A 25,543-nucleotide genomic window follows, 5' to 3' on the forward strand; every position below is an offset into this window, starting at 1 on the left:
TTTATGAAAAAGAGATTATCAGCTTTTATAAAAAAGAGATTATCGGCTAAATACCTTGTCGGTCTGTCGCTTTTGGTTGCCTTAATCTTTATTACCTCAGCCCACCCCCTGCAGGCTTCTATTATGCAGGATGTGGCTAATATTGTTAACTCAATTTTTGCCGGTATAATTAACGCTCTGGGAGCTATTTTGGTTGTTTTAATGTATTTGGTTATTTGGATCTCTTCTTATAACGGTTTCATAACTTCAGCCGCTGTTAGTAATGGTTGGACTATTGTTAGAGATCTTTGTAACATGTTCTTTATTTTAATTTTGTTAATTATTGCCTTTGCCACTGTTTTAAATTTAGAGTCTTTTGCCTGGAAAAAGCTTTTACCAAAAGTTTTAATAGTAGCCGTCTTGATTAATTTTTCTAAATTAATCTGTGGTTTAATAATTGATTTCGCTCAGGTAATAATGTTAACCTTTGTTAACGGTTTTAGGGATATTGGAGGAGGAAACTTGGTTACCATGTTGGGTGTAGAAGGGCTACTTAACTTAACACCGGCTGCCGAGGTTAGTATTTTGGGGGTTATGGCCACCTATGTTCTAGCTCTTTTATATATAATTGTTTCCATTGGCGTAATAATTATTATCCTTTTTGTTTTGGTTATGCGTATGGTAATGCTTTGGATTTTAATCGTCTTATCTCCCTTGGCATACTTACTTAAAATTCTACCAAAGACTTCCGGGCACGCAGACACTTGGTTTAAACAATTTGGTGAGAATGTAGCCTCCGGGCCTATTTTAGCTTTCTTTATATGGCTATCTTTTGCCTCGGTTACTATAAATACAAATACAGATGAGCTTTTAGGAAATACCAGTAGACCAGGGCAAACAGAGGATGAATATAGCTGGACAGATGCTCAAGCTATGGGAGCGGGTATGGCTCAGGCTGGTACCCCGGATGGTATGATGAGGTTTGTTATTTCCATTGGACTATTAATGGGAGGAGTTATGATGACTAAACAACTCGGAGGAGCGGTTGGTTCAACAGCCGGTAGGGTTTCAGATAAACTCCAAAAAGCCGGAAGTTGGGCTGGTAAGAAAATGGGTGGGGCGGCCAAGAAAGGAGCTGTTAATACCGGTAAGTTTGCAGCCAGATCAGGCTTGACTATAGCCGGTGGTGCTACTGGGCTGGTGGGCAAAGGAATGAGTAAGGTTACTGGAGGCCGAGTAGGTAATTCTTTTGAAAAGGGCGGTGCCTTCATGAGTAAATGGGGTTCTGATTTAAGAAGTACCAGGCAGAAAGATAAAGAAAAGAAACGTAAAGAGACTTTGGAGAAATTGGGCATGAAAGAAGATTCAATGGACGCTTTGGCAGATTTCCAAAAAACCGCTTTAGCTAGGTCTTTTAAAGGTACCATTGCTGTTGCGGCAGGAGTAGCTACTGGTAATGCCGCTTTGATTTATGGAGGTGGTGCTTATATGGCTTATCAGCTTGGACCAAGTGGTAAAACATTAAAAGATCATGCTAAAGAGATTCGAATAAGATCAAACATTAGTAAAGCTGAAAAAACAAAAGATAAAATTTACGGTCAGATAAAAGGAGAGCAAGATGCTATTGATAATGATGAAAAATTAACCAACCTTGAAAAGATAAAAAAACATGCGGATCTTTCAGATAAGTATAGGCCAATTATAGATACAACTGTTGCTGCAGTAGAAGCTTTTAAACAAAAAAATGTAAGAGCCCTTGATGCTATCTTAAGCGTTAAAGATTCTGAAGGAGCAACTAATACCGGTCTTGAACTAAGCAGACAGAGAAGGAGACAAGAACTTAATAAAGCAAAAGAAATGTTTAAGGACGCTCCTTCGGCTGTTAGGAAGGACAGACTTAAAGAAATTAACGATAAATATGATGCCCAGGAGAGAAATATTAAAGAACAACACCAGATTTTTGCCGATGACCCAACCGGCAGCAAGAGAGCTGCTAAAGATCTAGAAGAAGAAAAGAAGAATTTGGTTAGTGATAGTGATAAAAAACGAGATGAAGAGCTACTTGAGGCTGCTGAGGCTCTTAAGGGGGCAGCTAAAGAGATTAAAGCTGCTAAAGTTAGAGAAATTAACCAGAAGTACGATAATCTTAATCAAAGAATATCATCAGAATATAAAGATCGTATAGATAGCATCAAACAGAATAATGTTCCTGAAATTGGTATTAGCGGATTAGTGCCAACAGCTATGAATTGGCTTGGTAAAAAAGCTGATACTTACACTCCAAATAGACTTACTATTGCAGCCGCTAAGTTAGGCGCTAAAGAATACTCAGATGCCAGAGATAAGCGCAGCGCTTTGTCTGAAACAGATATTGGACAGTTCTCCAGTAAAGACTTTAGTACGCCAACCGGTCCTAATTCCGGACAAGAGAAACTATTTAAGGTTTTGGCAGATAAATCAGATCTTTCCAATAAGGCTTTAGAGAGAATTATCCAAGGACTTAAAGACATTAAGTCTTCAGGTAAACAAAGTAAAGATGTTTCAGCTACTATTGACGCCATGATGCGAGGTATTGCCCATGTTACCGATAAGGACTCTTCCTTAAAGGCTGCTTTAAGTAAACTTTCCTATACTTTAGAAGATGTCCACCAGGAAGGTAAGAAGGTGAGCGATTTTAAACCAAAGTCCAAGTCTTAGTTTACTAACCAATCTTAAATATGTTAATAGAAGAAGCGATCGAAAAATTTCATAAAGAATTTCCACCGGAAGTTACTATAACTTGTGAGTTGCCGGCGGTGCTTGAGCCTTTATCCCAAATGGAAGAGAGCTATGGTGTTAACTTTTCCGGTTTGGTGGTTTTGGTTTTGGTTGGTGAAGTTAATCTTAATAACTTAACGGATTATCTTAAAGATAATTTGGGCTTGGAGGCTGCCAAAGCTGAGAGTGCGGCTAACGAATTAAAAGAAAAAGTTTTTTCTTTCTTAACCGAACGTTTAACCTTAATGAACGCCAATCCGAATAAGGAGATGAGCGTTATTCAAGAAAAAACCATTATTGAAAAGATTTTTAGTAAGAGATTTTTAGATGAGTTAAGTTATCCTTCGGTTATTACTAATGCGGTTAATATGAGAATCTTTTATATCTTAGCTCGTGACTCTAATTTTAAAGGCAGAATAACTCAAGCTCTGCTTGCCAATGATGAGGTTTTAACCGAAGGAGGTTTAATTTTGGACGAGCAAAAAGTTCCAGCCACTGTTGGTAATTGGCTAAAGGCTTATATTGCCGCCAACGGTAGCCAGACCCATGACAGTGTTAGTCAGACGAATTTTTTGGTTAATTCAGAATATGGCCAAAAACTTTCTGAGCAAGAAAGAAGTTTAGTTGGAAGAACCCTAAAGACTTATATTAATATAGCTTTTTTCCCGGACAGCATGCCTTCTGATGAAGGAGAGGGTTGGGAGATAATTAATATTGAGGATAATGAATCCATGTCCGAACAAGATAGCTCAGTATCTTTAAGTAACACACCTCCCGAGCTTTTGGACCAACAAAAGGTAGATGAATTTTTTGCTGAAATAGATAAAACCGTTGAGTCGGTTAGTGTTAAGCAAGATTCGTTATTATCAGATAGTAGACCGTTAACCGAAGAATCTTTAGAAGAACCTTTAGCTGAAGTAAGTCATGACTCTTTATCTCCTTCTTCTCCTATCCCTTCTTCTTCTCCATCCTACTCTTCTGAAGAATCTAATGAGATGCAGAATGAAGAAATTATGGAGACCAATGAGGAATCTTTAGAGGATAATTCTTTAGTGGAGGTGGATGGTTATTCTTCAAATACTTCGGACGAGGTTAAAGAGCTTCACTTGGCGTTAAAAAATTATTCACCGGACAGTTTGGAGTATAAAGCCCTTGAGGAGGAAATAGTCAGACTGGAAAGTGAACAAAAGTAGTTTTTATTTATTTTAATCCTTTAGTTATATAAGTTATTTTGCTTTTCCCTATGTTAACTTATCTTGTTAAATTTCAAAACTTACCCCAAGAGGTTAAAACCTATCTTAATGATGGGTCTCTTAAGGCTAAATTAAACGATATAGAGCAGACTTTTGGTGTTAGCTTAGCCGCTTTGGTTATGAAAGTAGCGGTTAAGGAGCTGAAATTGGATGATCTTGGTGCCTACTTGGTTAATGACCTTAAGTTAAGCGCCACCAGGGCTCTTGAACTTGAAAAAGCTTTAAGAAGAGAAATTTTTGTTGGTTTACTGGATTATTTATTGGGCGATAGTAGGGGACCCAAGCATGTTATAGATAATGAAGACGAAAAAGAAGTGGCTAAACATCTTGTGCAAGACACTTCCTCTTTTGATAAAAAAGTAGAGGACTCAGTGGAAGAGGTTTTTCGTTTATCCAGAGTTAATTTTTCTTCAGATCCTTTATCAGCTGGACGCTTTAAACAGATAATTAAAACTTATCTGCGAGGTGGTCGTGATAGAGTCTCTAGCTTTGATTCCATGATTAAGAATTCCGAGCTTGGTGGTACTGCCTTGAGCCGTGATACAGCCGAGAGAACCTTGATTATTGCGGATAATTATCTAGCTAAATTATCCAATGCCTCTAGTGAACAAAAAAAGGTTTTACCCAAGAGTTTAGTTGGTAATATAGCCCAAGATGCGGATTATAATCTTGAACAAGTCTTAAAACAAGAAGGTAGATTAATTGAAAGAAAAGAACAAGAAAATACTAAAGAAGAAAGGAAAGTAAATAAAGAAATAGAAAAAGACGACAAAGAAATAAATAAACAAGAAATAGAAGAAAGAAAAGAAGTGCAAGAACAAAAACAAGAAGGAGAATCTTTAGAGCAAGAACAGTTAAATACTCCTTTATCATCCGAGCCTTTACTTGACCTGTCTCATGAGCTTATGCCACCTACGCCAGCTTTAATTGATGAAAAAGCTGAGATGAGGGAGGATGATAATGAAAAAAATAACGATAATGAACAAATCAATGATGAAGTAAAAATTAATAATAAAGAAGAAGTTAATGATAAAGAAGAAACCCTGGAGGTTTCTCAAGCTAAGACTGCCGGTTTAATTAAACAGGCTTTAGCTGGTGAACCACTTAACAAAGAGAAATTACGCTCTTTAACTTCTGTTTCTGTTAAGGTTCCGCGTATAGATAATCTGGAAACTTCTTCTACTGGTAAAGTTAAAATGCATGATATAAAATTTAATCCGAGAATTCTTAGCCCAGTAGATGAACTTCGTTATCTTACTCTTAAACAGTTTAGGAGGCTTTCTATTGTTCCCGAGCAAGCGGTGGAAAAGATTAAAGAAAAAATGGAGTCTTTAGGTCGTTATGATTATGGTAAGAAAATAGAAGGTATTGCCGCTTGGCGTGAAAGTCCTCTTAATAACCTGTATCTGGAAATAGGGCGACGTAGTTTAAAGGAGCACATTAGTGTTGATGATATAGTTAAAGAGAACTTAGCCACTGATCCCGATGGTCTTCGTCAAGATGAACTTGAAGCGATTATCTTTCTTAACCAAAGTTTAAAGTTTTAATTATTGTTTATGCAACAGTTTACTGTCCCACAATTTATTGAAGTTGAAGATAAGATTATCGGGGCTTTGACGGTCCGACAATTTGTTATTTCTTTGGTTGGAGTATTGTTAATAGCTCTATGTTATCGTCTTTTTGATTTTGAACTTTTCTTAATTGTCGGTATTTTAATCTTTTTAATTACCGTTCTTTTTGCTTTTATTAAAGTCAATGCCATGCCTTTTCATTTTTTTCTTTTAAATCTGATTGAAACTTTAAAAAAACCCCGTTTACGAATATGGCAAAAAGATGATACAATGTTAGCGGAGCTAATGATCTCTCATCCTAAGCCCAAAACCCCTCCATCTCCACCAGATCGTCAAGCCTTAATTAGTCGTTTAAACGAACTTTCTTTGATTGTAGACACCAAGGGTATGTACCAAGGAGAAGTTGATGATAACATCCATATTAAGGATCGTAGAGATTTTTAAGTACAGATTTTTTAAATATTATTATGGCCAAAACAAATACCACTCCTTCCACTCTTTCTTACCTGGATATTGCCGCTATTAGGCAAGATTCAGTCATTATGCGTGACGGTAGTTTGCGGGCGGTGGTTATGGTATCTAGTGTTAACTTTGCCCTTAAAAACGAAGATGAGCAGAATGCCACCATTGCCGCTTATGTTAGTTTTTTAAATAATATTAATTTTCCTCTGCAGATAGTTATACAATCCAGGGAACTTAACATAGATAATTATTTGGAAGATTTAAAACAAAAAGAAAAGGAACAGACCAATGAACTCTTAAAAATGCAGATTGGTGAGTATCTTCGTTATATTCAAGAATTGGTTTCTTTAAGTAAAATTATGAATAAGCGTTTTTACGTAGTAGTGCCTTATAATCCCTTATCTGATAAAAAGAAAAATTTCTTTGCCAGGCTTTCTGGAACTTTTACATCTAATGACTTAATCAAGATGAAAGAGGACACTTTTGGTTGGCTACGTAAGGAGCTGTCTCGTCGGGTTGATACAGTAATCGGCGGACTTAGCTCCATGGGTTTAAATACCATTGAATTAGACACTCAGGGCCTGATTGAGCTTTATTACAATACTTATAATCCGGTTACTTCAGCACACCAACCTTTGGCTGAGGTAGATAAATTACGCCTTGAAGAACAAAGTTAATTTTTATGTCAAAATTATCTGATATTTACAATAAGATAGTATATAAGCAAGAACCGGGAGAGTTTGAAGAACCGTCCGGTGCTTTAGAATTGCCTGATCTTGAAGCTATGAGTCGGGAAGCCGAAGCTGGTGAAGAGGTGATCATGAGCGAAAAAGTTTTTCGTCAGGGTCTGGCTTCTATTAAGGAGCTTATCGCTCCGGAAAGTTTTGAGGTAACTCCTCAGCACCTTAGATTGGGCTCTAAATTTTTGCGAACAATTTTTGTAGTTTCTTATCCTCGTTATATCAGTGTTGGTTGGTTTGCGCCGGTAATTAATCTAAACGCCAGTTTTGACATTGCCATGTTTTTTTACCCGGTTAAGAGTGCCCTTATTTTAAAACAATTAAGGAATAAAGTCGGTACCTTGGAAGCGCAAATTATTGCAGACTCGGAAAAGGGTGCTCCGCGTGATCCGATTAGAGAAACCGCTTTACAAGACATTGAAGAGTTAAGAGATTCTTTAACCCAGGGTACGGAAAAGTTTTTCCAGTTTGCCTTGTATGTTACTCTGTATGCCGATAGTCTTGAAGAATTGGATCGTTTAACGGATACGGTGGAAGATATTTTCGGCTCTCGTTTAGTCTATTCCAAGCGTGGTTATTTCCAGGCTGAACAGGGTTTTAATTCCACTATGCCGTTGAATAATGACGAACTTTACATTACCTTTAACATGAATTCTTCGCCGATCGCTTCTTCTTTCCCTTTTGTTTCCAGTGAGCTAACTAGCGATAACGGTATTTTGTATGGTATTAACCGTCATAACAATAGCTTAATCCTTTTCGATCGTTTTAGTTTGCAAAATGCCAATAGCGTAGTTTTCGCCACTTCCGGTGCGGGTAAAAGCTATGCCATTAAGCTGGAAATTCTACGTAGTTTAATGATGGGAACCGAGGTGATTGTTATTGACCCTGAATATGAATACAAACATTTGTCTGAGGCTGTTGGTGGTACTTATATTAATATTTCTTTAGCCAGCGAAGGTAAAATCAATCCCTTTGATCTACCTAAAGCGGTGGGGGACCAGACGAAGGTGGAAGATGTTATTCGTTCGGCGGTTATTACTCTTAAGGGTTTGGTAAGGTTAATGATTGGTGATTTAAACCATGAAGAAGACTCTATCGTAGATAGAGCTCTTTTGGAAACCTATGCTCGCAAAGACATTACCCCTGATTCAGATTTAACCACTGTTGAGCCACCAATTATGCAAGATTTTCAACAGATTCTTGAGGGCATGGAAGGGGGAGACGAGCTAGCTAATCGTCTTAAGAAATATACTGAAGGTACTTTTGCGGGACTTTTTAATAGCGCTACTAACGTGGAAATGGATAACCAGCTGGTTTGTTTCTCGGTTCGTGATTTAGAAGACGAGTTAAGGCCAATGGCTATTTATACCATTGTTAATTATATTTGGAATGAAGTAAGGAGTCAGGTAAGAAAGCGTATTTTGGTGATTGACGAAGCTTGGTGGTTAATGCAACAAGAAGACAGCGCTAAGTTTATTTACGCTTTAGTTAAGCGTTGTCGTAAATATTATTTGGGGGTAACAACTATTACCCAGGATGTTAATGACTTTTTAAGATCCCCGTACGGACAAGCCATTGTTACCAACTCTTCCATGCAAATTCTACTTAAACAATCTTCGGCTTCTATTGAAATGGTGCAAAAGACCTTCCTTCTAACGGAGAGTGAAAAGTATCTGCTTTTAGAATGCGGAGTTGGAGAGGGAATTTTCTTTGCCGGTAATAAGCACGCGGCCATTAAGGTGGTGGCCTCGTATATTGAGGATCAGCTTATCACCTCAGACCCCAGACAACTTTTGGAGATTGAAGCTGCTAAAAAACAGGCAGAAGAAAAGCGTTTTACTGAAGAAAAGGGTTAAAAGAATTAATTAAAGGATTAATAAACAGATATTTTCAGCCACTACTTAACTTGCCTAGAAAATTGATTTTTGTTAAAATATAAGAGTAATAATAAACATATGAATGTTAATAAAAAAGCTTTAGCAATCTTAGTGGCCGGTCTTTTGGTTATCTTTTTAATTATCTATTTTATCTTTATCCACGACTTTGATCGCGATGAAGAGTTTCCGGACGCTGAATTCCCGACTGATCAACCTACCCAAGTAGAGCCGGTAGTTGAAGTAGTTGGGGAAGCTCCTTCGGTAGCCGTACCCCCAAGAACTTCCAGCGAGATTAATCGGGATCAAGTACAACAAGTATCTTCTTACTTTGCCACTCGCTATGGTAGTGCTTCCAGTCAGGCAGATTTCGGTAATCTTGAGGATTTAGAGGTCTTTGTAACTGATGAAATGTGGATTAGTCTGTCTGAAGAAATTAGACAAAGGCGAGCCGCTTTAACCCAAGCTCCAGAGTATGAATCAATAGTTACCCAGGTGGTAGTGGCCCAGATAGACACAATTAGTGATATTATTGGTACTGCCCAGGTAACAGTTAAAACTAAAAGACAATCTATTAACACAAATGGAGAAACTAGCGAATTTGGACAAGACCTTAAATTGTCTTTACGTCTAATTGGAGAAGAATGGAAAGTGGAAAGTGCCCAGTGGGTTGAATAGCTTAGGGTAGTGTAATATTGGTGTAAGAAGATTAGATTAAATTATATTAAATTGAATTAAATTAAGTAAAGAATAAAACCCTCCCTAGAAGGAGGGTTTTATGATTAAAAAAACATTAGATTTTTTCTTAGATTGTCTTTTTCCTAAGCTTTGTTTGGGGTGTGGTTTGGAGGGGTATTTTTTTTGCTCAAATTGTCGGAGAACTTTTTTAATGGCCATTCCTGGTTTTAGTTGTTTGGGCTGTCGTAAGAGAGCCGCTAATCTTCTTTGTCCGGATTGTACCTGGCTTTATTCTTTTGATGGAGCTTTTATTGGCTTAGATTATCACGAGGCTTTGGTAAAAGAGGCGGTTAGGCTTTGTAAATATGGTTTAGTTAAAGAACTATCCCAAGAGTTAGCTGAAGCTCTAATTAGGCGTCTTGAGAGATTCTTAAAACAAGAAGAGATAAGGAAAGAGGAAATAAAAAAAGAAGGAATAGAAGAAGAAACAGAAGGGAAAATAAGAAAAGAAACAAAAGGAGAAGAAGAGGTGGAAGAAAAAACAAAAGAAGAGGAAAAAGAGGAAGAAGTTATCTTAAGTGGTCCCGCAGTAATTAAAGAACTTTTTTCTTCAGTAATAGTTCCCATACCCCTAAGCTCTTTTAGGCAAAGATGGAGAGGCTTTAACCAGTCTGAAATGATAGCCACTAGAGTGGGGGAATATTTTGGTTTGGAGGTTAAAAGAGATCTATTAAAAAGAAAACACCGAAAACCCCAGGCTAAACTAAAAGAAGAACAAAGAAAGAATAATATTAAGGGAGCTTTTTATACTAATTATAGCAAACAAGAATTTCCTTCTAAGATAATCTTAGTGGATGATGTTATAACGACTGGTGCAACAGCCAGCGAAGCAGCTAAAATATTAAAACAACAAGGAGCTGAACAAGTTTGGTTAATTGCCGGGGCGGGGTAAAAAAAGGGAGGGTAATGTAATAGGGCTTATGACTATGATGTCTTATATGATTTATTCAATTATAATAACCTCACCATCTGTTTTCTATATTACTAAATAGAGCTACTTTCATAAATTTATTATGTGCGGAGAGAGAGGGATTCGAACCCTCGAGACTCGTTAAAGTCTAACACCTTAGCAGGGTGCCCCTTTCAACCACTCAGGCATCTCTCCTTGGTTGTGCTATTTACTGTGCTCTCGCTAGGAATCGAACCTAGATTTTGAGATCCGCAATCTCACGTCCTATCCATTGAACGACAAGAGCTTATTTTTTTTAGGTTTATTAGACCTGCGGAGGGGGTGGGATTCGAACCCACGAGCCGCTTGCACGACTGACAGTTTTCAAGACTGTTCCATTCGACCACTCTGGCACCCCTCCTTTACTTAAAATATCTTTAAAATAAGGCTTTAAAAGAAAAAGTTATAAAGCCTGGATTTGGGACTTTTCGCTTTATAACTTATATGCTATAATAATAGTATATAAAACTTAAGGCTTTGTCAATTAAATTATATGGCCAAAGAAAATGAAGAAATGATTTATCAGGAGAATGAATATGATGATTTTTCTGAAGAATCTCCGGAAGAGTCTCTTGATGAATATCTTGAAGAAGAAGGTATTTCTCCTATCGGCTTGGAGATTGTTAGTTGGGAGATTGATTCCCATGACCGACACCAAAGAAGCAAGGCTTGGTATATTGGTTTTGCTTTGATTATGTTTGGTTTGATTATCTATGCTGTTACTACCGACAATTTTCTTTTTGCTTTAATTCTCATAATTTTCAGCTTTCTTTTCCTTATTAACGATGCCCGGCATCCGGCCAAAATTCCTGTTTCCCTTACCACTGAAGGAATATTGGTTGAGAGTAAGTTTTATGAATACGACACTATACAAGATTTTTCCATTGTCTACAAACCCCATTTTAATATCCGTAAGGTCTATTTTGAATTTAAAGGAGTAACCAAGCATCGCCTTTCTTTACCCCTTGAAGATCTTAACCCTCTTTTAGTCAGGGAGGAGTTGCTTAAGTATCTGCCCGAAGATTTGGACAGAACTGATGAGCCTCTTTCCGAAGTCTTGGCTAAAATTTTTAAACTTTAAGCAAATCGTTGTCTATGGAAAGTTCTTTAGCGCCGGCCGCCTGGCCCGGGGTAAATTCAGCCATGGCTAAAAAACTAAAGACTCTTGGGCTTGACTCGGCTCGGGAGGCTTTATATTATTTTCCTTTTCGTTACGAAGATTTTAGCCTTACCAAAAATATTGGTGATTTGGAAATAGGGGAGACAGTTAATTTAGTTGTTCAGATAGAGATGATTAAGAATAAGAGAAGTCCTAGAAGACGAATGAATATTACCGAAGCTTTGGTTAGAGATGACAGTGAAACCTTACGTATAATTTGGTTTAACCAACCTTTTTTAACCAGAATTTTAAAGGTTGGACAATCTGTTTCTTTATCTGGTCGTTTAAGTGAAGATTATGCCGGTCCGGTAATGGTTTCCCCGGCCTATGAGCCCTATAACGGACAAAGCTTGCATACCCAGGGTTTAGTGCCTGTCTATCATTTAACCGCCGGTTTAACGCCCAAACAATTAAGAGCTTTAATAGCTAAACTTTTGCCCTTAGCTGATCAGTTACCTGAATGGTTACCTGAAGAGACAGTTAAAAAATATAATTTAATTAGTCATCAAGAAGCGATTAAACAAATACATTTTCCGGAGAATGAAGAAAAATTGCAAGCCGCTAAAAATCGCTTAAGCTTTGAAGAACTTTTTACCCTAAGATTAAAAGGTTATGCTCGGCGACGTTTGTTAGCCTCTTTTAAGTCTCATAGTGTTGGCTTTAGAGCCGATGAGCTATCTTCTTGGTTGGAAACTCTGCCTTTTATTATGACCGCTGGGCAAAAACAAGCTCTTTGGGAGGTTATACAAGACATGGAAAAAACCAAGCCCATGCTTAGGCTATTACAGGGCGATGTTGGTTCTGGTAAGACAGCGGTAGCGATGGCAGCGGCCAGACAATGCGTTAAAAGTGGAGCCCAGGCGGCCATTATGGCGCCCACCGCCCTTTTAGCTAAACAACATTTTAATACTTGTCTTGATGATTTTTTTACCAAAGACGATTTTACCATAGCGCTTTTAACCTCTTCTTCAAGGTTAATTAGAAGAGGAGACAAGAGTCTTGAGAATTTATCCAAACAAGCTTTATTAAAAGAGATAAAGGAGGGCAAAGTTGATATTATCATAGGTACGCACGCCTTAATCCAAAAGGATGTTGATTTTAATAATCTGGCTTTAGCTGTTACTGATGAACAACATCGTTTTGGTGTTGAACAAAGAGCCGCCTTAGCAGTTAAGGGTAGTAAGGAAGTTATGCCTCATCTCTTAGCTATGACCGCCACCCCGATTCCTCGTAGTCTAGCCTTGGTTCTTTATGGAGAATTGGATCTATCTGTTATTAAAGATATGCCTCCGGGTCGTCGTACGGTTTTAACTAAAATTGTTGAAGAAGAAAAAAGATCTGCTATGTATGATTTTATTAAAAACCAGCTTAAAGAAGGTAGACAAGCTTTTGTTATTTGTCCCTTAATAGATCCTTCAGATAAGTTGGGCGCACGTTCGGTTAAATTGGAATATGAAAAACTTTCCAAAGGTAGTTTAGTGGATTATCGCGTTGGTATGATCCATGGGCGTTTATCTGCTAAAGAAAGGGACAAGGTTATGGAGGATATGTCTTCAGGGCTTTTAGATGTTTTAGTAGCTACTTCAATTATTGAGATAGGGATTGATATACCTAATGCTTCGGTAATGGTTATTGAAGATGCGGATCGCTTTGGTTTGGCTCAACTTCATCAGTATAGGGGCAGGGTAGGTAGGTCCACCCACCAATCTTATTGTTTTCTTTTAAGTTCAGCTACTGAACCGAGAACCAGGGGTAGACTGGAAGTTATGGCCGAGTGTAGTAGTGGCTTTATCTTAGCTGAAGCAGATCTTAAGTTTAGAGGACCCGGGGAAGCCTATGGACTGGCTCAAAGCGGTTGGCCGGAGCTTAAGATGGCTAATTATTACGACACTAAACTACTTAATTTAACCAAAGAGGCTGTGGATAACTTAGTAACCAATGATCCTAACCTGGATAGTCATCCGAATTTAAAGCAATACCTTAAAGAGGAGGAAAACAAGACAATAACTAACGATTAATAGAGAAATAATCCAAGAAGATTTAAAAAACCCCTAGAAACACCTTATTTTTACCTATTATTAGAGCCTTTTGCCTAAAGAAAAGGCTCTTTCAAGATAAAGAAACCCTACCTATTGACATAACTTTTATAATATGATATAATGATATATTGAAGTTTAAAGCAAGAAAATTAAAAATAAATCAAAAATAATAGAAAAGGAGGCCTAAATGGCACAAGGACAACAAAACCCAAAAAGAAATCAACCACCCGTTCCTGTTATTGAGGGGCGAGTAGTTTCTGTAAATTTCAATAACAATATTATTCAAGTTGTTATTGACGCTGTTGTAAAAGCAGGAAGAAACCCCATAAGAAACCAAGATGTGGCTTTTCGTATGGGAACTTCCAATCTCGGCAGCAAGCCAACTGATCAGTATGGATTAGTTAGCTTTGTTCACGACCTACCGGAAAGTTACGCCGGCACAGCAGTTGAATTCAACCTTCACCTTATATCAGGAGGAGGAAATTTTTCAACGGTAGTGAGTTTGCCACCATTAACAAAAAAAGAAAAGGTGAAGACCAAAACCAATCTTGATCCGAATAGGATTGAGTTAAGGAGTCATATTAACGAGAACTCCGGGTTGGCTCATGTGGATGTAAGGGTGATTGGCCAGCGAGGCGAGTCACTGGTTCGTAATGTCAACATCTTTTTTGAGGGGCAGAATCATGTTATTCGCACAGATCGTGAGGGGCATTGTATTTTTCAAATTCCGCGATTTTTAAATGCAGGGGAAGACGTTCTTTTAGCTGTTACCGTTGACGGTATAGCAAAAGAGTGCGTTATCCGCCTTCTTAATCCTGACCCTCAAGCAGGCACTTGGAGAGAGTTTTGGAGAGACGCTGGTTCTTTTTGGCCCTTCTGGGTCTTTGGAGGACTTTCAATGATTTTTGTCATCCCTACAGTGGTGGCAATTATCAAGCTTCTAAACTTTTCATCAGTCGCTTGGGCTTTAATCCCAGCTACGGCACTTTTCCCGTTTTTCTTCTTTGCCCTTTCAGTAGGGATATTTATTTTAAGAAGAACAGCGATCAGGACTCATAGGTATACAAATACCATGATCAGATACAGAGAAAAGAGGGCAGCCTCTGATCCTCATCTTGAAAATCTGGTTGATGAAGTAAAGTCATGGGTAAAGCCGGAGCAAGACAAGTCTGCTGAGGTTAGTAATACTACAACTTCCTCTAGAAGTTCTGGTGCTACTAGTAAAAAGGGCTATGACTGGGGAGGGCTAATGAAGTACATTAAGGCCGACATCATTGGTGATATCGGTAGTAATGCTTTATTTGCCTTACTAAAGAAGGTTCTTCCGGGTAGTAAGTAAAAATTAAAATATGAACCTCCTTGCTTTTATATAAGTGGGGAGGGTCATAGATTATCAAAAAGTTTAAAAAACAAAAAAATTAAAAAGGAGAAGAAATATAATGTTACAAATATTTGAACAAATCATAAAAATGATAGTCAATAGATTTGATTTTGCGGCTACTATCATAGGTAGAAATATAAAAAGGACAGCTGTTCTTGTTCTAAATATATTTCTTTGTCTTTTGACATTCTTTGCTGCTGTAGTTGTTATTGTGTTGTGTCAAATAATATTTGACCCCATTAATATGACCATAATTTTCTGGATAATAGTTGCTTCTTGTTTATTGTCATTTATGTCCAGAAAGACTAGATGGGGATCAGCGGTTCTCGGTGTATTCTTGGCATTTGTTGTAGTTTTGCATATTGCTAACAGCTATGTTCCTGGTTTTTCAAGTATGATTAATTCCCAAAAGGAGAGTGTGGACAATGATGCTTTTCATAATTTTGTCCCGGCTACCGAAAGCGAAGAAAGGATTATAAATACTTACAAAAAGGAAGAAGTGCTTGTATTAGAAAGAGTTGATGAAGCTAACAACAGATTTGACTATCAAGAAGCCCTTCGTATTATGGAGGAATATATAGAGAAGGGGAATGGGCTTAAAAAAGAGCTCTTAAGAATTAGAAGTAGTGCACTTGCCGGTAATAATGTAGAAGAAATGATTGAGATGAAAGGAATTGATGCTATTTATCTTAATCAGACGAACCTGGGAAGAATTAACAAACCAGGTCTTGTAAAATTTTACGCCCCAAAGCCATTTCAGCTGGTATGTTCAGTTGTAGGTCAAGGTGGAGCAACATTGGTTAATAAACCAGCCGGATATAGCGATCAGTATTTTTCTTCTCCAGGATTAATTCTAATCCATGGATCAGACAGATATGATGTTCAAGCAGAGATACCATGATAACTAAATTAGTACGAAATTAGTACTTTTAAAGAGGCAACAATTTTGCCTCTTTTTTATTTTTTTATATTATGATATAATAAAATTATAAATTATATAAGTCTATTTATATGAGTATTATTAAATATTCTTTAGTTATATTGTTTTCACTTTTTATAATATCTCCTGTTTTAGTATTGGCTCAGGTTGGTGATGAGCCTGCTGGAGATAAACCCGCAGGAATTGAGAACCAAAACAACACCAGCAAATCAACAGTTAGCTTACCAAATCCATTAGGAATCACCTCTGTCCCTGTTTTAATCGGTAGAATCATTAAGGGTGCTTTGGGTATTGTTGGTTCTTTAGCTCTTTTGATGTTTGTCTATGGGGGTTTTGTTTGGATGTTATCCGGAGGTAATAGTGAAAAAGTTCAAACCGGTAGAAAAACTTTAGTTTGGGCGGCCATTGGCTTAGCTGTTATCTTTACTTCTTTTATTTTAGTAGACAAGATTATCAGCACCTTGGGAGTATAAATCTTAGCTTATTATATCTCTTATTAGATATTGAGCTATTTTCTTAAGATGATGCAATAATCATTGATTACTTGGCTATTTATCTTTGGGATATTATATTTCTTGTTTATCTTCTCTTTCTCTCTCTTGCTTTTTTTTATTTAATCTTGTATGGTGTATTAAGTTATTATTTTTATTTTTGCCATTTTTTGGCTAAAAACAAGCGCCTATAGCTCAGTCGGTAGAGCAGCAGCCTTTTAAGCTGATGGTCGCAGGTTCGAATCCTGCTGGGCGCACTGAAAAAAAAGAACGTTAATTAGCGTTCTTTTTATTTATTTATATTTTAATAATTGCTATCTTTTGTCTTTTTTTGTATAATTAAAGCATATTATAATTTAAGGTCTAAAGATCTTTTTTAAGGTTTTTTAGCCTCCAAAACTTATGTATGCGATTATTTCAATAGTGCTCTTCATTATATTAATGGTAAAGATTAGTTCCCTTGAAAAAAGGCTCTTTCGCCTTGAAAGAGGAGAGAGAGGAGTTTCTCCTTCTTCAGATAAACAGCCTGAAGCACAAAGAGCATCGGTTGCTCAGGTTTCTTCTACTGAGCCAGTATTAGCGAGCGAGGTGACTGCTAACCCCACCCTTTTAAATTACATTGAACAGTCCAGGGCCCAAGGTATCTCTTTTAAGGTAATAGAGGAGAGTCTTTTAAATAATGGCTGGAATCGCTTAGATGTTGATGTGGCTTTATCTTCTTTTGATAGATCTGGTGAGATTTTTGAACAAAGAGAGGGCCATGAAGACGGTAAAAAGAATTATAGACAAGATTTGAATGATAGATTTATTGAATGGCTTAAAAAAGATTGGTTGGTTAAGCTTGGAGCTTTGTTGCTACTAGTTGGTTTTGGCTGGTTTGTTACTTACGCTTTTATGGAAAACTGGATCGGGGAGCTTGGTCGTATTAGCTTAGGAATAATCGTTGGTGCCTTGTTCTTACCTTTGGGCTTTATGAGAATGAAGAAATATCTTAACCAAGGTGGTATCTTTATGGTACTTGGTTCAACCATTATCTTGTTAACTGTTTTTGCTGCCAGAAATCTTTATGACTTTTTTGACCCCATTTCCGCCCTTTTGATTATGTTTTTAAGCGTTGCCTTAGTGGCTTTAGCTGGAGCACGTTATAAGAGCTTTTACATTATTTTATCTTCCCTGATTTTAGCGGCCGTTGCCCCCTTATTAACTGATTCTTCTTCAGATAGTAGTGTCTTCTTATTTAGCTATTTAACCGTTATTACCTTAGGAACTCTTTGGATAGTCTTTGTGACCGGCATGAGAGAGTTGGTACTGGCTTCTTTATTGATCGTCTCTATTTACAGTTTCCCTTATTGGACTGGTTTAGCGGACGGTAATTTAACTACTTTACTACTTTTTGCTTATAGCTTAGCCGGTATTTTCTTCTTTGTTAGTTTAGCGGGAATTATTAAGGAGCCTGGTAAGGAATCAATGTCTGATTTGGCGACGGCCTTATTAAACGGTTTCTTTATCCTGCTTTGGATTATTACGGTAGCGAGCCCCGAGTGGCAGTCTTTAATTATTGCTTTATGGATGCTACTTTTTGCTGGTGGTGCTTTTGTGGTATTTCGTTTATCTGGCAGTCGGAAAGTTTTTTACCTTTATTCTGCGGTGAGTTTAATAATGCTTGGTTCAGCTACCGCTGTCCAACTTAAAGATAATCAGGCGGCTTTATCTGTGGCCTATACTCTTGAAGCCGGCTTAATTGTTTATCTTTCTTATATCCTTACCTCAGACATTCGTTTAGCTCGTCGTTTGTCTGCTTTAATGGCTATACCGATTTTCTTTTCTTTCTTTAATATCTTTTCCTCCAGCTGGCGACAGGGCTTTTTGCATAGCGACTTCTTTATCTTATTGATTCTTATGATCGTTTTAGGCTCTTTAGGTTGGTTATTCCTTCGTTATCGCCGAGATGATGACCCTGTTATTTGGCGACAATTTAACCCACTCTTAATAGCTTCTTCAATCTATCTTTATCTTATTATTTGGTTGGCCTTGCATTCCGGTTTTTACACTGACTTTTCCACTATGTTTGCCTTAGTGGTTTATGCGGTGATAGGCTTAGTGGCTTATTTCGGTGGATTAATCTATAACCTAAAATCGGTTAAAACTTATGGTACAGTCTTTTTGGTCTTAATTATGATTCGTTTGGCGATTGTTGATATATGGAACATGGACCTGGCTTATCGGATAGTTGTCTTCTTTATAATCGGTGGACTTTTCTTGGCTACAGCCTTTTTATCCAGAATGATAGAAGGAGGAAAGCATGAAGAACCTAATAATTAAACAAAAATTATGAAAGGACAGAAAATCTACAGGGCTTTAATCGTTTGTCTCTTGTTAACCTTTTCTTTAACTGGTTATGCCCAAGGGCAAGAAGCTGAGCCGAATGAAGTTTTAAGCGCCTATCGTTATTATTACGAGGTACCAGCTTTTTCTTCGTCTGTGCCTGCTGTTGTAGAAATGCCTTTGGATAACTTTTTTATGGAAAGATCTTCTTTTGCAGTTTATGATAATGATAATAAGATATTTGTGCCCCATTATTTACAAGATAATCTATTAACCAATAAAACCCCACTTAAGGCTGAGGTTGATAGTGGACTTAACGTAAGAGCCTTAACAGATAATAACCCCTCTACCTTTGTTGATTTCCCCTTGCCTTTTGATGCCCAGGGTGAGGTTGAGATTATTTTAAGTTCATCTTCAGCTATTACCACCTCTTCTTTATCTGTCTTATTGGACGCTAATGTCGCTTTGCCAACCAATATTTCGGTAATAGCCGAAGTTAACGGTGTACCGACCATAGTACTAGCTCCTTCATCAATGAGTAGCCAAACAGTTAATTTCCCTAGAACCACTTCTTCTAGATGGACGGTTAAACTTAATTTTGCCCAACCCTTGCGTATTGGGGAAATGGTTTTGCAAGAAGAAAACCCTTCGGTTAGTAGTAGTCGTTTTATTAGATTCTTAGCCCAGCCGGGAGGTAACTATAGGTTGTATTTTGATGCAGATCGTTTTGTTTCTCCTCCTATTGGAGAAACCCCTAATTTATCTAGTGCCAGAGATATTGTTAGATTAACAGTTGGCGAAAGAATAGCTAACCCTTTCTATAAACTCTCAGATATTGATGGCGATGGTATTCCGGATATTTACGATAATTGTATTGATGTACCTAACCCGGATCAAGCAGATACCGATAATAACGGTAGGGGAGACGCTTGTGATGATTGGGATTTAGATGGTGTTATTAATCTTTATGATAATTGTCCCTTTCATCCCAACAGGGATCAAAGAGATACAGACGGGGATGGTATTGGTGATGTTTGTGATGACGAGGAAAGTCGCTTAACTGAAAAATATACGTGGTTACCTTGGCTGGGACTTGGTTTAGCTTTAGTGGTAATTATTTCTCTATTCTTTATGGTAATGCGTTCCGATAAAAAAGAGAATAATGATACTTAAAATGTAACATAAGAAAACAGAAGATAATATAAATAAAAAAGAAAAAATAAAAGAGCGGACCAAAAGTTCGCTCTTTGTGCTTTAAAATTATTTGAAACCCTCAACCTATCTTTTTATAAAATATCCAGGCAATAATCCCTGATACTATCATGGCTGAGATCTTTGTCGCTATTTCCGACAACTCCTTATTTTCACTAAAAAAGACTAGGAACCCTACATAAGCAAAGAAATTTATCATACCCAGGAAGAAATATGGTTTAATAAAGTTTCTTTTTTCTTTTAGGTGCTCGGCTACAAAAGAAGCCATTAGCAGAAAAAGAGATTGTCCTATTACTGCTATTAAAGCAAATACGGGAAGAAATGGCTTTATAGTTAGCCAAGTAAGTATAACTACAATCAGTAAGCTTATAAAATACAAAAAAGCTACAGATAGTTTATTGAAGATTTTGTTAGTTATCTCTTTCATTTTTTCTCCTTGTTTTTATTTGAAAGGGCAGATAAAGACTTTAGTACATTTTAAGGAAGTTGTCAATTGTTGTACGATTGCATAGTTAGGGTTACCTTTTCTCGAGGTAATATATATAAAAAATTAAATAAAAAACTCGCCCCTATTTTGGATTTTGGTGCGAGTTAATTTTTAGCTCTCGTCTTTCATGTATTCCTGTACAAACTCCTCTTTATTAAGAGGATGCTTTGAGAGCATTATAAAAAAAACAATGATAAATGTTACTATAGCCACTATTGATGTGGCAGTAATTAAAAAAGACCATCTAGCTAGATCAAATAATGATTCCATTATTTTCTCCTTTTTGATTTTTAAATAAAATTTAGTATTATTCTAATTATACACCCAAAGTTAGGTTTTGTCAACGGGTTTATGGGTGGATAGCTTGATAATTTCTTAAGATGGTATTATAATTAAAGAGCTTTTAAGACAAGGCTTTTTCTTGTTGTTTAAGGTTTTAAACCCCGGTTTATCCGAGGTTTTAGTACGCCGGGGTAGCTCAACTGGCAGAGCAACGGTTTTGTAAACCGTAGGTTGCGGGTTCGACCCCCGCCCTCGGCTCCCTTTTTATTTAATTTATCCCCATGGATCTTTATCTTTATAACACCTTAAGTCGGCAAAAAGAGAAATTTTCTCCGCTTAACGATTCTTTGGTTGGTTTATATACTTGCGGCCCAACGGTTTATCATTACGCTCATCTTGGTAATTTAAGAACCTATCTTTTTGAAGATATTTTAAAAAGAGTTTTATTATATAACGACTATCATCTTCGCCATGTCATGAACATAACCGATGTCGGGCATTTAACCGGTGATCGGGACATGGGTGAAGATAAAATGGAAAAAGGCGCCAGTCGCGAAGGTAAGAGCGCTTGGGAAGTAGCGGACTTCTTCTTAAAAGCTTTCCAAGAAGATCTGGTTTCCCTAAACATTCTTGATCCAGATATTTGGTGTAAGGCAACAGATTATATTCAGGCGCAAATTCATTTAATACAAACCCTAGAAGCTAAGGATTACGTCTATCTTACCTCAGACGGTGTCTATTTTGATAGCGCCAAATTCCCGGACTATAACAAACTAAGTCATCTTAAGCTGGATGAACTTAAAGAAGGAGCTAGGGTGGAAAAAAACTCCGAGAAAAAAAATCCCACAGATTTTGCGCTTTGGAAATTTTCTCCTAGTGGAGCTAAAAGACAAATGGAATGGTCTTCGCCTTGGGGTATTGGTTTTCCTGGTTGGCATATTGAATGTTCGGCTATGGCTCTACATTTTCTTAAAGGACATCTGGATATTCATTGCGGTGCGGTGGATCATATTAATGTTCATCATACCAATGAAATAGCTCAGTCTGAAGCGGCTACCGGAGAAAAGTTTTTTAATTTTTGGTTACATGGTGCTTTTTTAAACGTTGGAGATGATCAGAAAATGAGTAAAAGCGCGGATAATTTCCTTACCCTAACTAAAACCCTTGAAGAAACTGGTTTAGACCCTTTAGCTGTTCGTTTCTGGAGTTTTTTAACCCATTACCGCAAACCCATGACTTATAAGGCGGAAGCTATTAAACAGGCTGGTGCCGCTCTAAGTGCTTTACGTAGAGCTATGTTGGGTTGGCCTGAGCCTTCAACTCTAGATAAGGCTCTACTGGATGATTTCCACACTGCTATTAACGATGACCTTAACATGCCCCAGGCAGTAGCTGTTTTACAAGCTACGGTTAAAGCCGAGCTTGATCCGGCTGTTAAGGCCGCTACTGTGCAGGAAATGGATAAGATTTTTGGCCTTAATTTTAACTTTACACTCCAAGAAGATATTCCTTCCGAGATTAGACAATTAGCGGCTCGTCGTGAAGAAGCGAGAAACGAGGAAGATTGGTCCTTAGCGGATGATCTACGTACTGAACTTACTCGTCGGGGTTGGACTATTGAAGATTCTTCCGAGGGTAGTCGTCTGCGAAGAGTATAATTGTTTTCTAAGTATAATAAGGTTATAATATAGGTAATAGAGTAATAACCAATAATATAATAAAAATATAATAAACAAGTTAATAAAAGTATGCCTGAAACTGAAAAAACCATAAGCCCGGAAAGTCCTATTAATCCTGAGACTGTCTCCCCAGACAAGTCAATGGAAAGCCCCACCCTACCGGAAAAACCCGCTGAAAAAGCAGATAAAGTCGTTAAAGACGATGATGTTTTTAATGTTTCAGCTACCGCTTCTTCAGGACAAGACAACTTGGCTTTAGCACCAGATCAGGCAAGAATTTTAGAGATAGAGCGAATCCTTGAGGAAGATTTATCTGAGTTATATTTTCAGATACCCGAAGATCGTCGGCAAGAGTTTAAAGTTAAGGGAGAAGCAGCCGCTCGTGAGATTAGTGAGCTTCTTAAGGTTGCGAAAGTTAAAATTTCTAAGTTGGTTGAGGTTATCCGACGTTGGCTATCTTTAATTCCCGGAGTTAATGTTTTCTTTCTTGAACAAGAAGCTAAAATTAAAGCAGATAAACTTTTATCTTGGCGGGAAGAGAAAAATAATAAAAGCTAGAAATAGTTTAATTTTAAGAAGATTAAGATAAGATTATAGAGGATAAAAAAGAGAAAAGTGGAAACAAGATAAGATAAAAATAAATATAATATAAATAATAACAAGATAAGATAAAAATAAATAATAATTTCAATCTATGGATTTTGGGCAACAATATATTAACGAGAATACTACAGTGGTTTTTGAACCCACTATTCCCAACCAAGTAACGGTTGAGCCGGTTGTTTGGGTTAGTGCTTTATTATTAATTATTTTTTTGATTTTGCTTTTCTCGGTCCGGGCGATGTTTCGTAAGAGAAACTTGGGAGAGCAGAAGGTTTTCTTGGTTCGTCTACCAAAACAAAGAAGCGAAGAAGATAAACAACCCATGAGTGTTCAGCAATTAAGAGAAGAAATTGCCAAGGGTGAAAGCCTTTTTACCGCTATTGGGGGATTACGAGCCCAACACGGTTTTAGGAGTTGGCTTTTTGGTCGTAATGATCATTTCGGTTTTGAAATTGTGGCTCATAAAAAAGTTATTGCTTTTTACGTAACCGCTCCCTATGAATATGCTCATCACCTTGAACATCAACTAAACGCTATTTATCCCGATGCGGTAATTGAAGATGTTAAGGATTATAATATCTTTTCTCCCCAGTCTTTTATCGCAGCAGCCGAGGTGCAAATGCGTAATTCAGATATTCTACCTTTACGTACTTACCTTAAAGACGATACTGATCCTCTTAACTCCATTATTAACGCTATGTCAAAACTCCAAGAAGGAGAAGGCTTGGCTTTGCAGTATATTGCCCGTAGTGCACCCGGTTCTTGGCATGGGCGAGCCAGAGGGATTGTTGAAAAAGCTCATAAGACCGGTTCTCTTAAAAAAGCCTTGGGTGCTAATTTATTTAACCATTTAATGGAAACAGTTGGGGACTTTAATTCGGCGGTTAAAAATGAAGGCTCTAAGCATGAGGCGCCGCAAAAGAAACTTACCGCCAGAGAAGAGGAAGCCATTAAAGCTATTGAAGAAAAAGCCGCTAAAGCCGGTTTACAGGTTAATATTCGTGCTGTGGCCAGTGCTTCTAGTATGGGTAGAGCTTCGGCTATTTTGCGACAAATGACCGATGCTTTTAGTCATTACAATCTATATGAATACGGTAATAGCTTTATCGTTAAAACCTTTAAGCGACCCAAGAAGTTTATTAGTGACTTTATCTTCCGTCGTTTTTATGAAAAAACGGCTGCCCTGTGCAATACTGAGGAAATGGCTAGTTTATATCATCTACCCTTAAAAAACGCTGAGACACCCAATATTTTATGGTTAACAGCTAAACAGGCCGCCGCTCCAGTTGATATACCTGAAGAAGGCTTACTTTTAGGTACTAACCATTACCGACACGTCCAAAAAGAGGTTAGAGTTAAACCGGCAGATCGTTTACGTCATACCTACATTGTTGGTAAGTCTGGTACCGGAAAATCCCAACTCTTAGCTAATATGGCCATACAAGATGTCTTAGCTGGGCATGGTCTTTGTTTTTTGGATCCCCATGGTGACGTGATTGAAGATATCTTAGCTCGTATTCCACCGGAGCGGGCGGATGATGTGATTATCTTTTCTCCGGCAGATATAGCAAGACCAATGTCCATGAACCTTTTGGAATATGATCCTCGTTATCCTGAACAAAAGACTTTTGTCATTAACGAGATGATTGGTATTTTTGATAAACTCTATGATCTTAAATCTACTGGTGGACCGATCTTTGAACAATATATGCGTAACGCCATGCTTTTAGTTATGAGTGATACCGAAAGCGGCTCTACTTTAATGGAAATCCCCAGAGTTTTAGCTGATGCGGAATTTCGTAATTTAAAACTTTCTCGTTGTCCTGACCCGACAGTGGTGGATTTTTGGCGTAAGGAAGCGGAAAAAGCTGGTGGTGATGCTGCCCTAGCTAACGTTGTCCCTTATATTACTTCCAAGTTAACTTCTTTTATCTCTAATGATATGATGAGGCCGATTATTGGGCAACAAAAGAGCTCCTTTAATTTGCGAGATATTATGGATTCAAGAAAACTACTTTTTGTTTCTTTGCCTAAGGGTATTGTCGGGGAACTTAATGCCTATCTTTTGGGTATGATTATTGTCGGCAAAATCTTAATGGCTGCTTTATCTAGAGCGGATATTACTAATCCAGCAGATCGTAAAGATTTTTATCTTTACATAGATGAGTTCCAGAACTTTACTACCGATTCTATCTGCCAGATTTTATCCGAGGCTCGTAAGTACGGATTAGGTTTGGTTATTGCCCACCAATATATTGGGCAGTTAACTAAAAAGGGTGATACGGCAGTTAAAGATGCCGTCTTTGGTAACGTAGGAACTATGATTAGTTTTAAGGTGGGGTCTGAGGACGCGGAGTTTCTTAAAAAAGAATTTGCTCCGGTTTTTAGCGAGTTTGACCTTATTAACGTGGAAAAATATACCGCCTATATTAAGCTCCTTATAGATAACACCACCAGTAAGCCCTTTTCCATAAAAACACCTTGGCCCTTGGCAGGCGACCTAAGGCCGGATATGGCTGGCAAGCTCAGGCATCTTAGTCGTCTTAAATACGGGCAAGACAGAGAAACGGTTGAGGCGGAAATTATGGCTAGGGTTAGACAGACGCAGTAGTTAATAGAGGT

18 protein-coding genes, 5 tRNA genes and 1 pseudogene are annotated in these 25,543 nt (G+C 37.7%); 20 read left to right on the forward strand and 4 right to left on the reverse strand.

The features are described from left to right. The first annotated feature begins 3 nt into the window (after positions 1-3). The 8 genes from QY321_01440 (at position 4) to QY321_01475 (ending at position 10,266) form a co-directional block, all read left to right on the forward strand. Entirely contained in the window at positions 4-2,676 is a 2,673-nt protein-coding gene (locus QY321_01440) for a hypothetical protein (protein WKZ25079.1), read from the forward strand. 20 nt (positions 2,677-2,696) lie between these two features. After that, positions 2,697-3,929 carry a hypothetical protein gene (locus QY321_01445; protein ID WKZ25080.1) on the forward strand — a complete coding sequence of 411 codons (1,233 nt, stop codon included), beginning with the start codon at positions 2,697-2,699 and terminating at the stop codon, positions 3,927-3,929. A 50-nt stretch (positions 3,930-3,979) separates the two neighbouring features. Beyond that, positions 3,980-5,536 (forward strand): hypothetical protein, encoded by a 1,557-nt coding sequence (locus QY321_01450; protein ID WKZ25081.1) that lies wholly within the window; start codon positions 3,980-3,982, stop codon positions 5,534-5,536. A gap of 9 nt (positions 5,537-5,545) precedes the next feature. Further along, a complete protein-coding gene (locus QY321_01455; protein ID WKZ25082.1) occupies positions 5,546-6,004 on the forward strand; it encodes a PrgI family protein in 459 nt (152 codons plus the stop codon). A gap of 23 nt (positions 6,005-6,027) precedes the next feature. Beyond that, complete coding sequence (locus tag QY321_01460; GenBank protein WKZ25083.1) at positions 6,028-6,699, forward strand: hypothetical protein; 672 nt, start codon at positions 6,028-6,030, stop codon at positions 6,697-6,699. A gap of 5 nt (positions 6,700-6,704) precedes the next feature. Beyond that, positions 6,705-8,618 carry an ATP-binding protein gene (locus QY321_01465; protein WKZ25084.1) on the forward strand — a complete coding sequence of 638 codons (1,914 nt, stop codon included), beginning with the start codon at positions 6,705-6,707 and terminating at the stop codon, positions 8,616-8,618. Between the two features lie 99 nt (positions 8,619-8,717). After that, positions 8,718-9,314: a hypothetical protein gene (locus tag QY321_01470; protein ID WKZ25085.1), complete on the forward strand. Its 597-nt coding sequence runs from the start codon at positions 8,718-8,720 to the stop codon at positions 9,312-9,314. Between the two features lie 100 nt (positions 9,315-9,414). Beyond that, positions 9,415-10,266, forward strand: a complete 852-nt coding sequence (locus QY321_01475; GenBank protein WKZ25086.1) for a hypothetical protein — start codon at positions 9,415-9,417, stop codon at positions 10,264-10,266. A gap of 126 nt (positions 10,267-10,392) precedes the next feature. Here the strand turns inward: QY321_01475 and QY321_01480 are convergent. The 3 genes from QY321_01480 to QY321_01490 all read right to left on the reverse strand — a co-directional run bounded on the left by QY321_01480 (position 10,393) and on the right by QY321_01490 (position 10,684). Next, positions 10,393-10,479 (reverse strand) — tRNA-Ser (locus QY321_01480). Between the two features lie 19 nt (positions 10,480-10,498). Next, positions 10,499-10,570: transfer RNA gene (locus tag QY321_01485), tRNA-Arg, on the reverse strand. A 27-nt stretch (positions 10,571-10,597) separates the two neighbouring features. Then, positions 10,598-10,684 (reverse strand) — tRNA-Ser (locus QY321_01490). 132 nt (positions 10,685-10,816) lie between these two features. Here QY321_01490 and QY321_01495 point away from each other — a divergent pair. The 8 genes and pseudogenes from QY321_01495 to QY321_01530 all read left to right on the forward strand — a co-directional run bounded on the left by QY321_01495 (position 10,817) and on the right by QY321_01530 (position 19,705). After that, a complete protein-coding gene (locus QY321_01495; protein ID WKZ25087.1) occupies positions 10,817-11,404 on the forward strand; it encodes a hypothetical protein in 588 nt (195 codons plus the stop codon). A 14-nt stretch (positions 11,405-11,418) separates the two neighbouring features. Then, on the forward strand, positions 11,419-13,500 hold the full coding sequence (gene recG / locus QY321_01500; GenBank protein WKZ25088.1) for an ATP-dependent DNA helicase RecG: 2,082 nt from the start codon (positions 11,419-11,421) through the stop codon (positions 13,498-13,500). Positions 13,501-13,708: 208 nt separating this feature from the next. After that, a complete protein-coding gene (locus tag QY321_01505) occupies positions 13,709-14,860 on the forward strand; it encodes a hypothetical protein (GenBank protein WKZ25089.1) in 1,152 nt (383 codons plus the stop codon). 436 nt (positions 14,861-15,296) lie between these two features. Next, entirely contained in the window at positions 15,297-15,803 is a 507-nt protein-coding gene (locus QY321_01510) for a hypothetical protein (GenBank protein ID WKZ25090.1), read from the forward strand. 110 nt (positions 15,804-15,913) lie between these two features. Continuing rightward, entirely contained in the window at positions 15,914-16,315 is a 402-nt protein-coding gene (locus tag QY321_01515) for a pilin (protein WKZ25091.1), read from the forward strand. A gap of 202 nt (positions 16,316-16,517) precedes the next feature. Beyond that, a tRNA-Lys gene (locus tag QY321_01520) sits at positions 16,518-16,590 on the forward strand. Positions 16,591-16,735: 145 nt separating this feature from the next. After that, positions 16,736-18,655 (forward strand): DUF2339 domain-containing protein, encoded by a 1,920-nt coding sequence (locus tag QY321_01525; GenBank protein WKZ25092.1) that lies wholly within the window; start codon positions 16,736-16,738, stop codon positions 18,653-18,655. An 834-nt stretch (positions 18,656-19,489) separates the two neighbouring features. After that, a pseudogene (locus QY321_01530) lies at positions 19,490-19,705 on the forward strand (thrombospondin type 3 repeat-containing protein). A 226-nt stretch (positions 19,706-19,931) separates the two neighbouring features. On the opposite strand, the gene QY321_01535 reads toward QY321_01530, so the two are convergent. Then, the gene (locus QY321_01535) at positions 19,932-20,297 is read right to left on the reverse strand and encodes a hypothetical protein (protein WKZ25093.1); all 366 of its coding nucleotides are present in this window, start codon (positions 20,295-20,297) and stop codon (positions 19,932-19,934) included. 527 nt (positions 20,298-20,824) lie between these two features. On the opposite strand from QY321_01535, the gene QY321_01540 reads away from it, so the two are divergent. The 4 genes from QY321_01540 to QY321_01555 all read left to right on the forward strand — a co-directional run bounded on the left by QY321_01540 (position 20,825) and on the right by QY321_01555 (position 25,532). Further along, positions 20,825-20,897 (forward strand) — tRNA-Thr (locus QY321_01540). Between the two features lie 23 nt (positions 20,898-20,920). Next, positions 20,921-22,297 carry a cysteine--tRNA ligase gene (gene cysS / locus QY321_01545; GenBank protein ID WKZ25094.1) on the forward strand — a complete coding sequence of 459 codons (1,377 nt, stop codon included), beginning with the start codon at positions 20,921-20,923 and terminating at the stop codon, positions 22,295-22,297. A gap of 90 nt (positions 22,298-22,387) precedes the next feature. After that, positions 22,388-22,876 carry a hypothetical protein gene (locus tag QY321_01550; protein WKZ25095.1) on the forward strand — a complete coding sequence of 163 codons (489 nt, stop codon included), beginning with the start codon at positions 22,388-22,390 and terminating at the stop codon, positions 22,874-22,876. Positions 22,877-23,012: 136 nt separating this feature from the next. Continuing rightward, on the forward strand, positions 23,013-25,532 hold the full coding sequence (locus QY321_01555; protein ID WKZ25096.1) for a type IV secretion system DNA-binding domain-containing protein: 2,520 nt from the start codon (positions 23,013-23,015) through the stop codon (positions 25,530-25,532). Positions 25,533-25,543 lie beyond the last annotated feature (11 nt).

Source organism: Patescibacteria group bacterium, assembly GCA_030583705.1.
Lineage (GTDB): Bacteria > Patescibacteriota > Patescibacteriia > Patescibacteriales > Patescibacteriaceae > Patescibacterium.

Excerpts from the sequence above, each read along its gene's own strand:
- QY321_01440 (WKZ25079.1), top strand. The coding sequence starts at position 4 with ATGAAAAAGAGATTATCAGCTTTTATAAAAAAGAGATTATCGGCTAAA.
- QY321_01445 (WKZ25080.1), top strand. The coding sequence starts at position 2,697 with ATGTTAATAGAAGAAGCGATCGAAAAATTTCATAAAGAATTTCCACCG.
- QY321_01450 (WKZ25081.1), top strand. The coding sequence starts at position 3,980 with ATGTTAACTTATCTTGTTAAATTTCAAAACTTACCCCAAGAGGTTAAA.
- QY321_01455 (WKZ25082.1), top strand. The coding sequence starts at position 5,546 with ATGCAACAGTTTACTGTCCCACAATTTATTGAAGTTGAAGATAAGATT.
- QY321_01460 (WKZ25083.1), top strand. The coding sequence starts at position 6,028 with ATGGCCAAAACAAATACCACTCCTTCCACTCTTTCTTACCTGGATATT.
- QY321_01465 (WKZ25084.1), top strand. The coding sequence starts at position 6,705 with ATGTCAAAATTATCTGATATTTACAATAAGATAGTATATAAGCAAGAA.
- QY321_01470 (WKZ25085.1), top strand. The coding sequence starts at position 8,718 with ATGAATGTTAATAAAAAAGCTTTAGCAATCTTAGTGGCCGGTCTTTTG.
- QY321_01475 (WKZ25086.1), top strand. The coding sequence starts at position 9,415 with ATGATTAAAAAAACATTAGATTTTTTCTTAGATTGTCTTTTTCCTAAG.
- QY321_01495 (WKZ25087.1), top strand. The coding sequence starts at position 10,817 with ATGGCCAAAGAAAATGAAGAAATGATTTATCAGGAGAATGAATATGAT.
- recG (WKZ25088.1), top strand. The coding sequence starts at position 11,419 with ATGGAAAGTTCTTTAGCGCCGGCCGCCTGGCCCGGGGTAAATTCAGCC.
- QY321_01505 (WKZ25089.1), top strand. The coding sequence starts at position 13,709 with ATGGCACAAGGACAACAAAACCCAAAAAGAAATCAACCACCCGTTCCT.
- QY321_01510 (WKZ25090.1), top strand. The coding sequence starts at position 15,297 with ATGATTAATTCCCAAAAGGAGAGTGTGGACAATGATGCTTTTCATAAT.
- QY321_01515 (WKZ25091.1), top strand. The coding sequence starts at position 15,914 with ATGAGTATTATTAAATATTCTTTAGTTATATTGTTTTCACTTTTTATA.
- QY321_01525 (WKZ25092.1), top strand. The coding sequence starts at position 16,736 with ATGTATGCGATTATTTCAATAGTGCTCTTCATTATATTAATGGTAAAG.
- QY321_01535 (WKZ25093.1), bottom strand. The coding sequence starts at position 20,297 with ATGAAAGAGATAACTAACAAAATCTTCAATAAACTATCTGTAGCTTTT.
- cysS (WKZ25094.1), top strand. The coding sequence starts at position 20,921 with ATGGATCTTTATCTTTATAACACCTTAAGTCGGCAAAAAGAGAAATTT.
- QY321_01550 (WKZ25095.1), top strand. The coding sequence starts at position 22,388 with ATGCCTGAAACTGAAAAAACCATAAGCCCGGAAAGTCCTATTAATCCT.
- QY321_01555 (WKZ25096.1), top strand. The coding sequence starts at position 23,013 with ATGGATTTTGGGCAACAATATATTAACGAGAATACTACAGTGGTTTTT.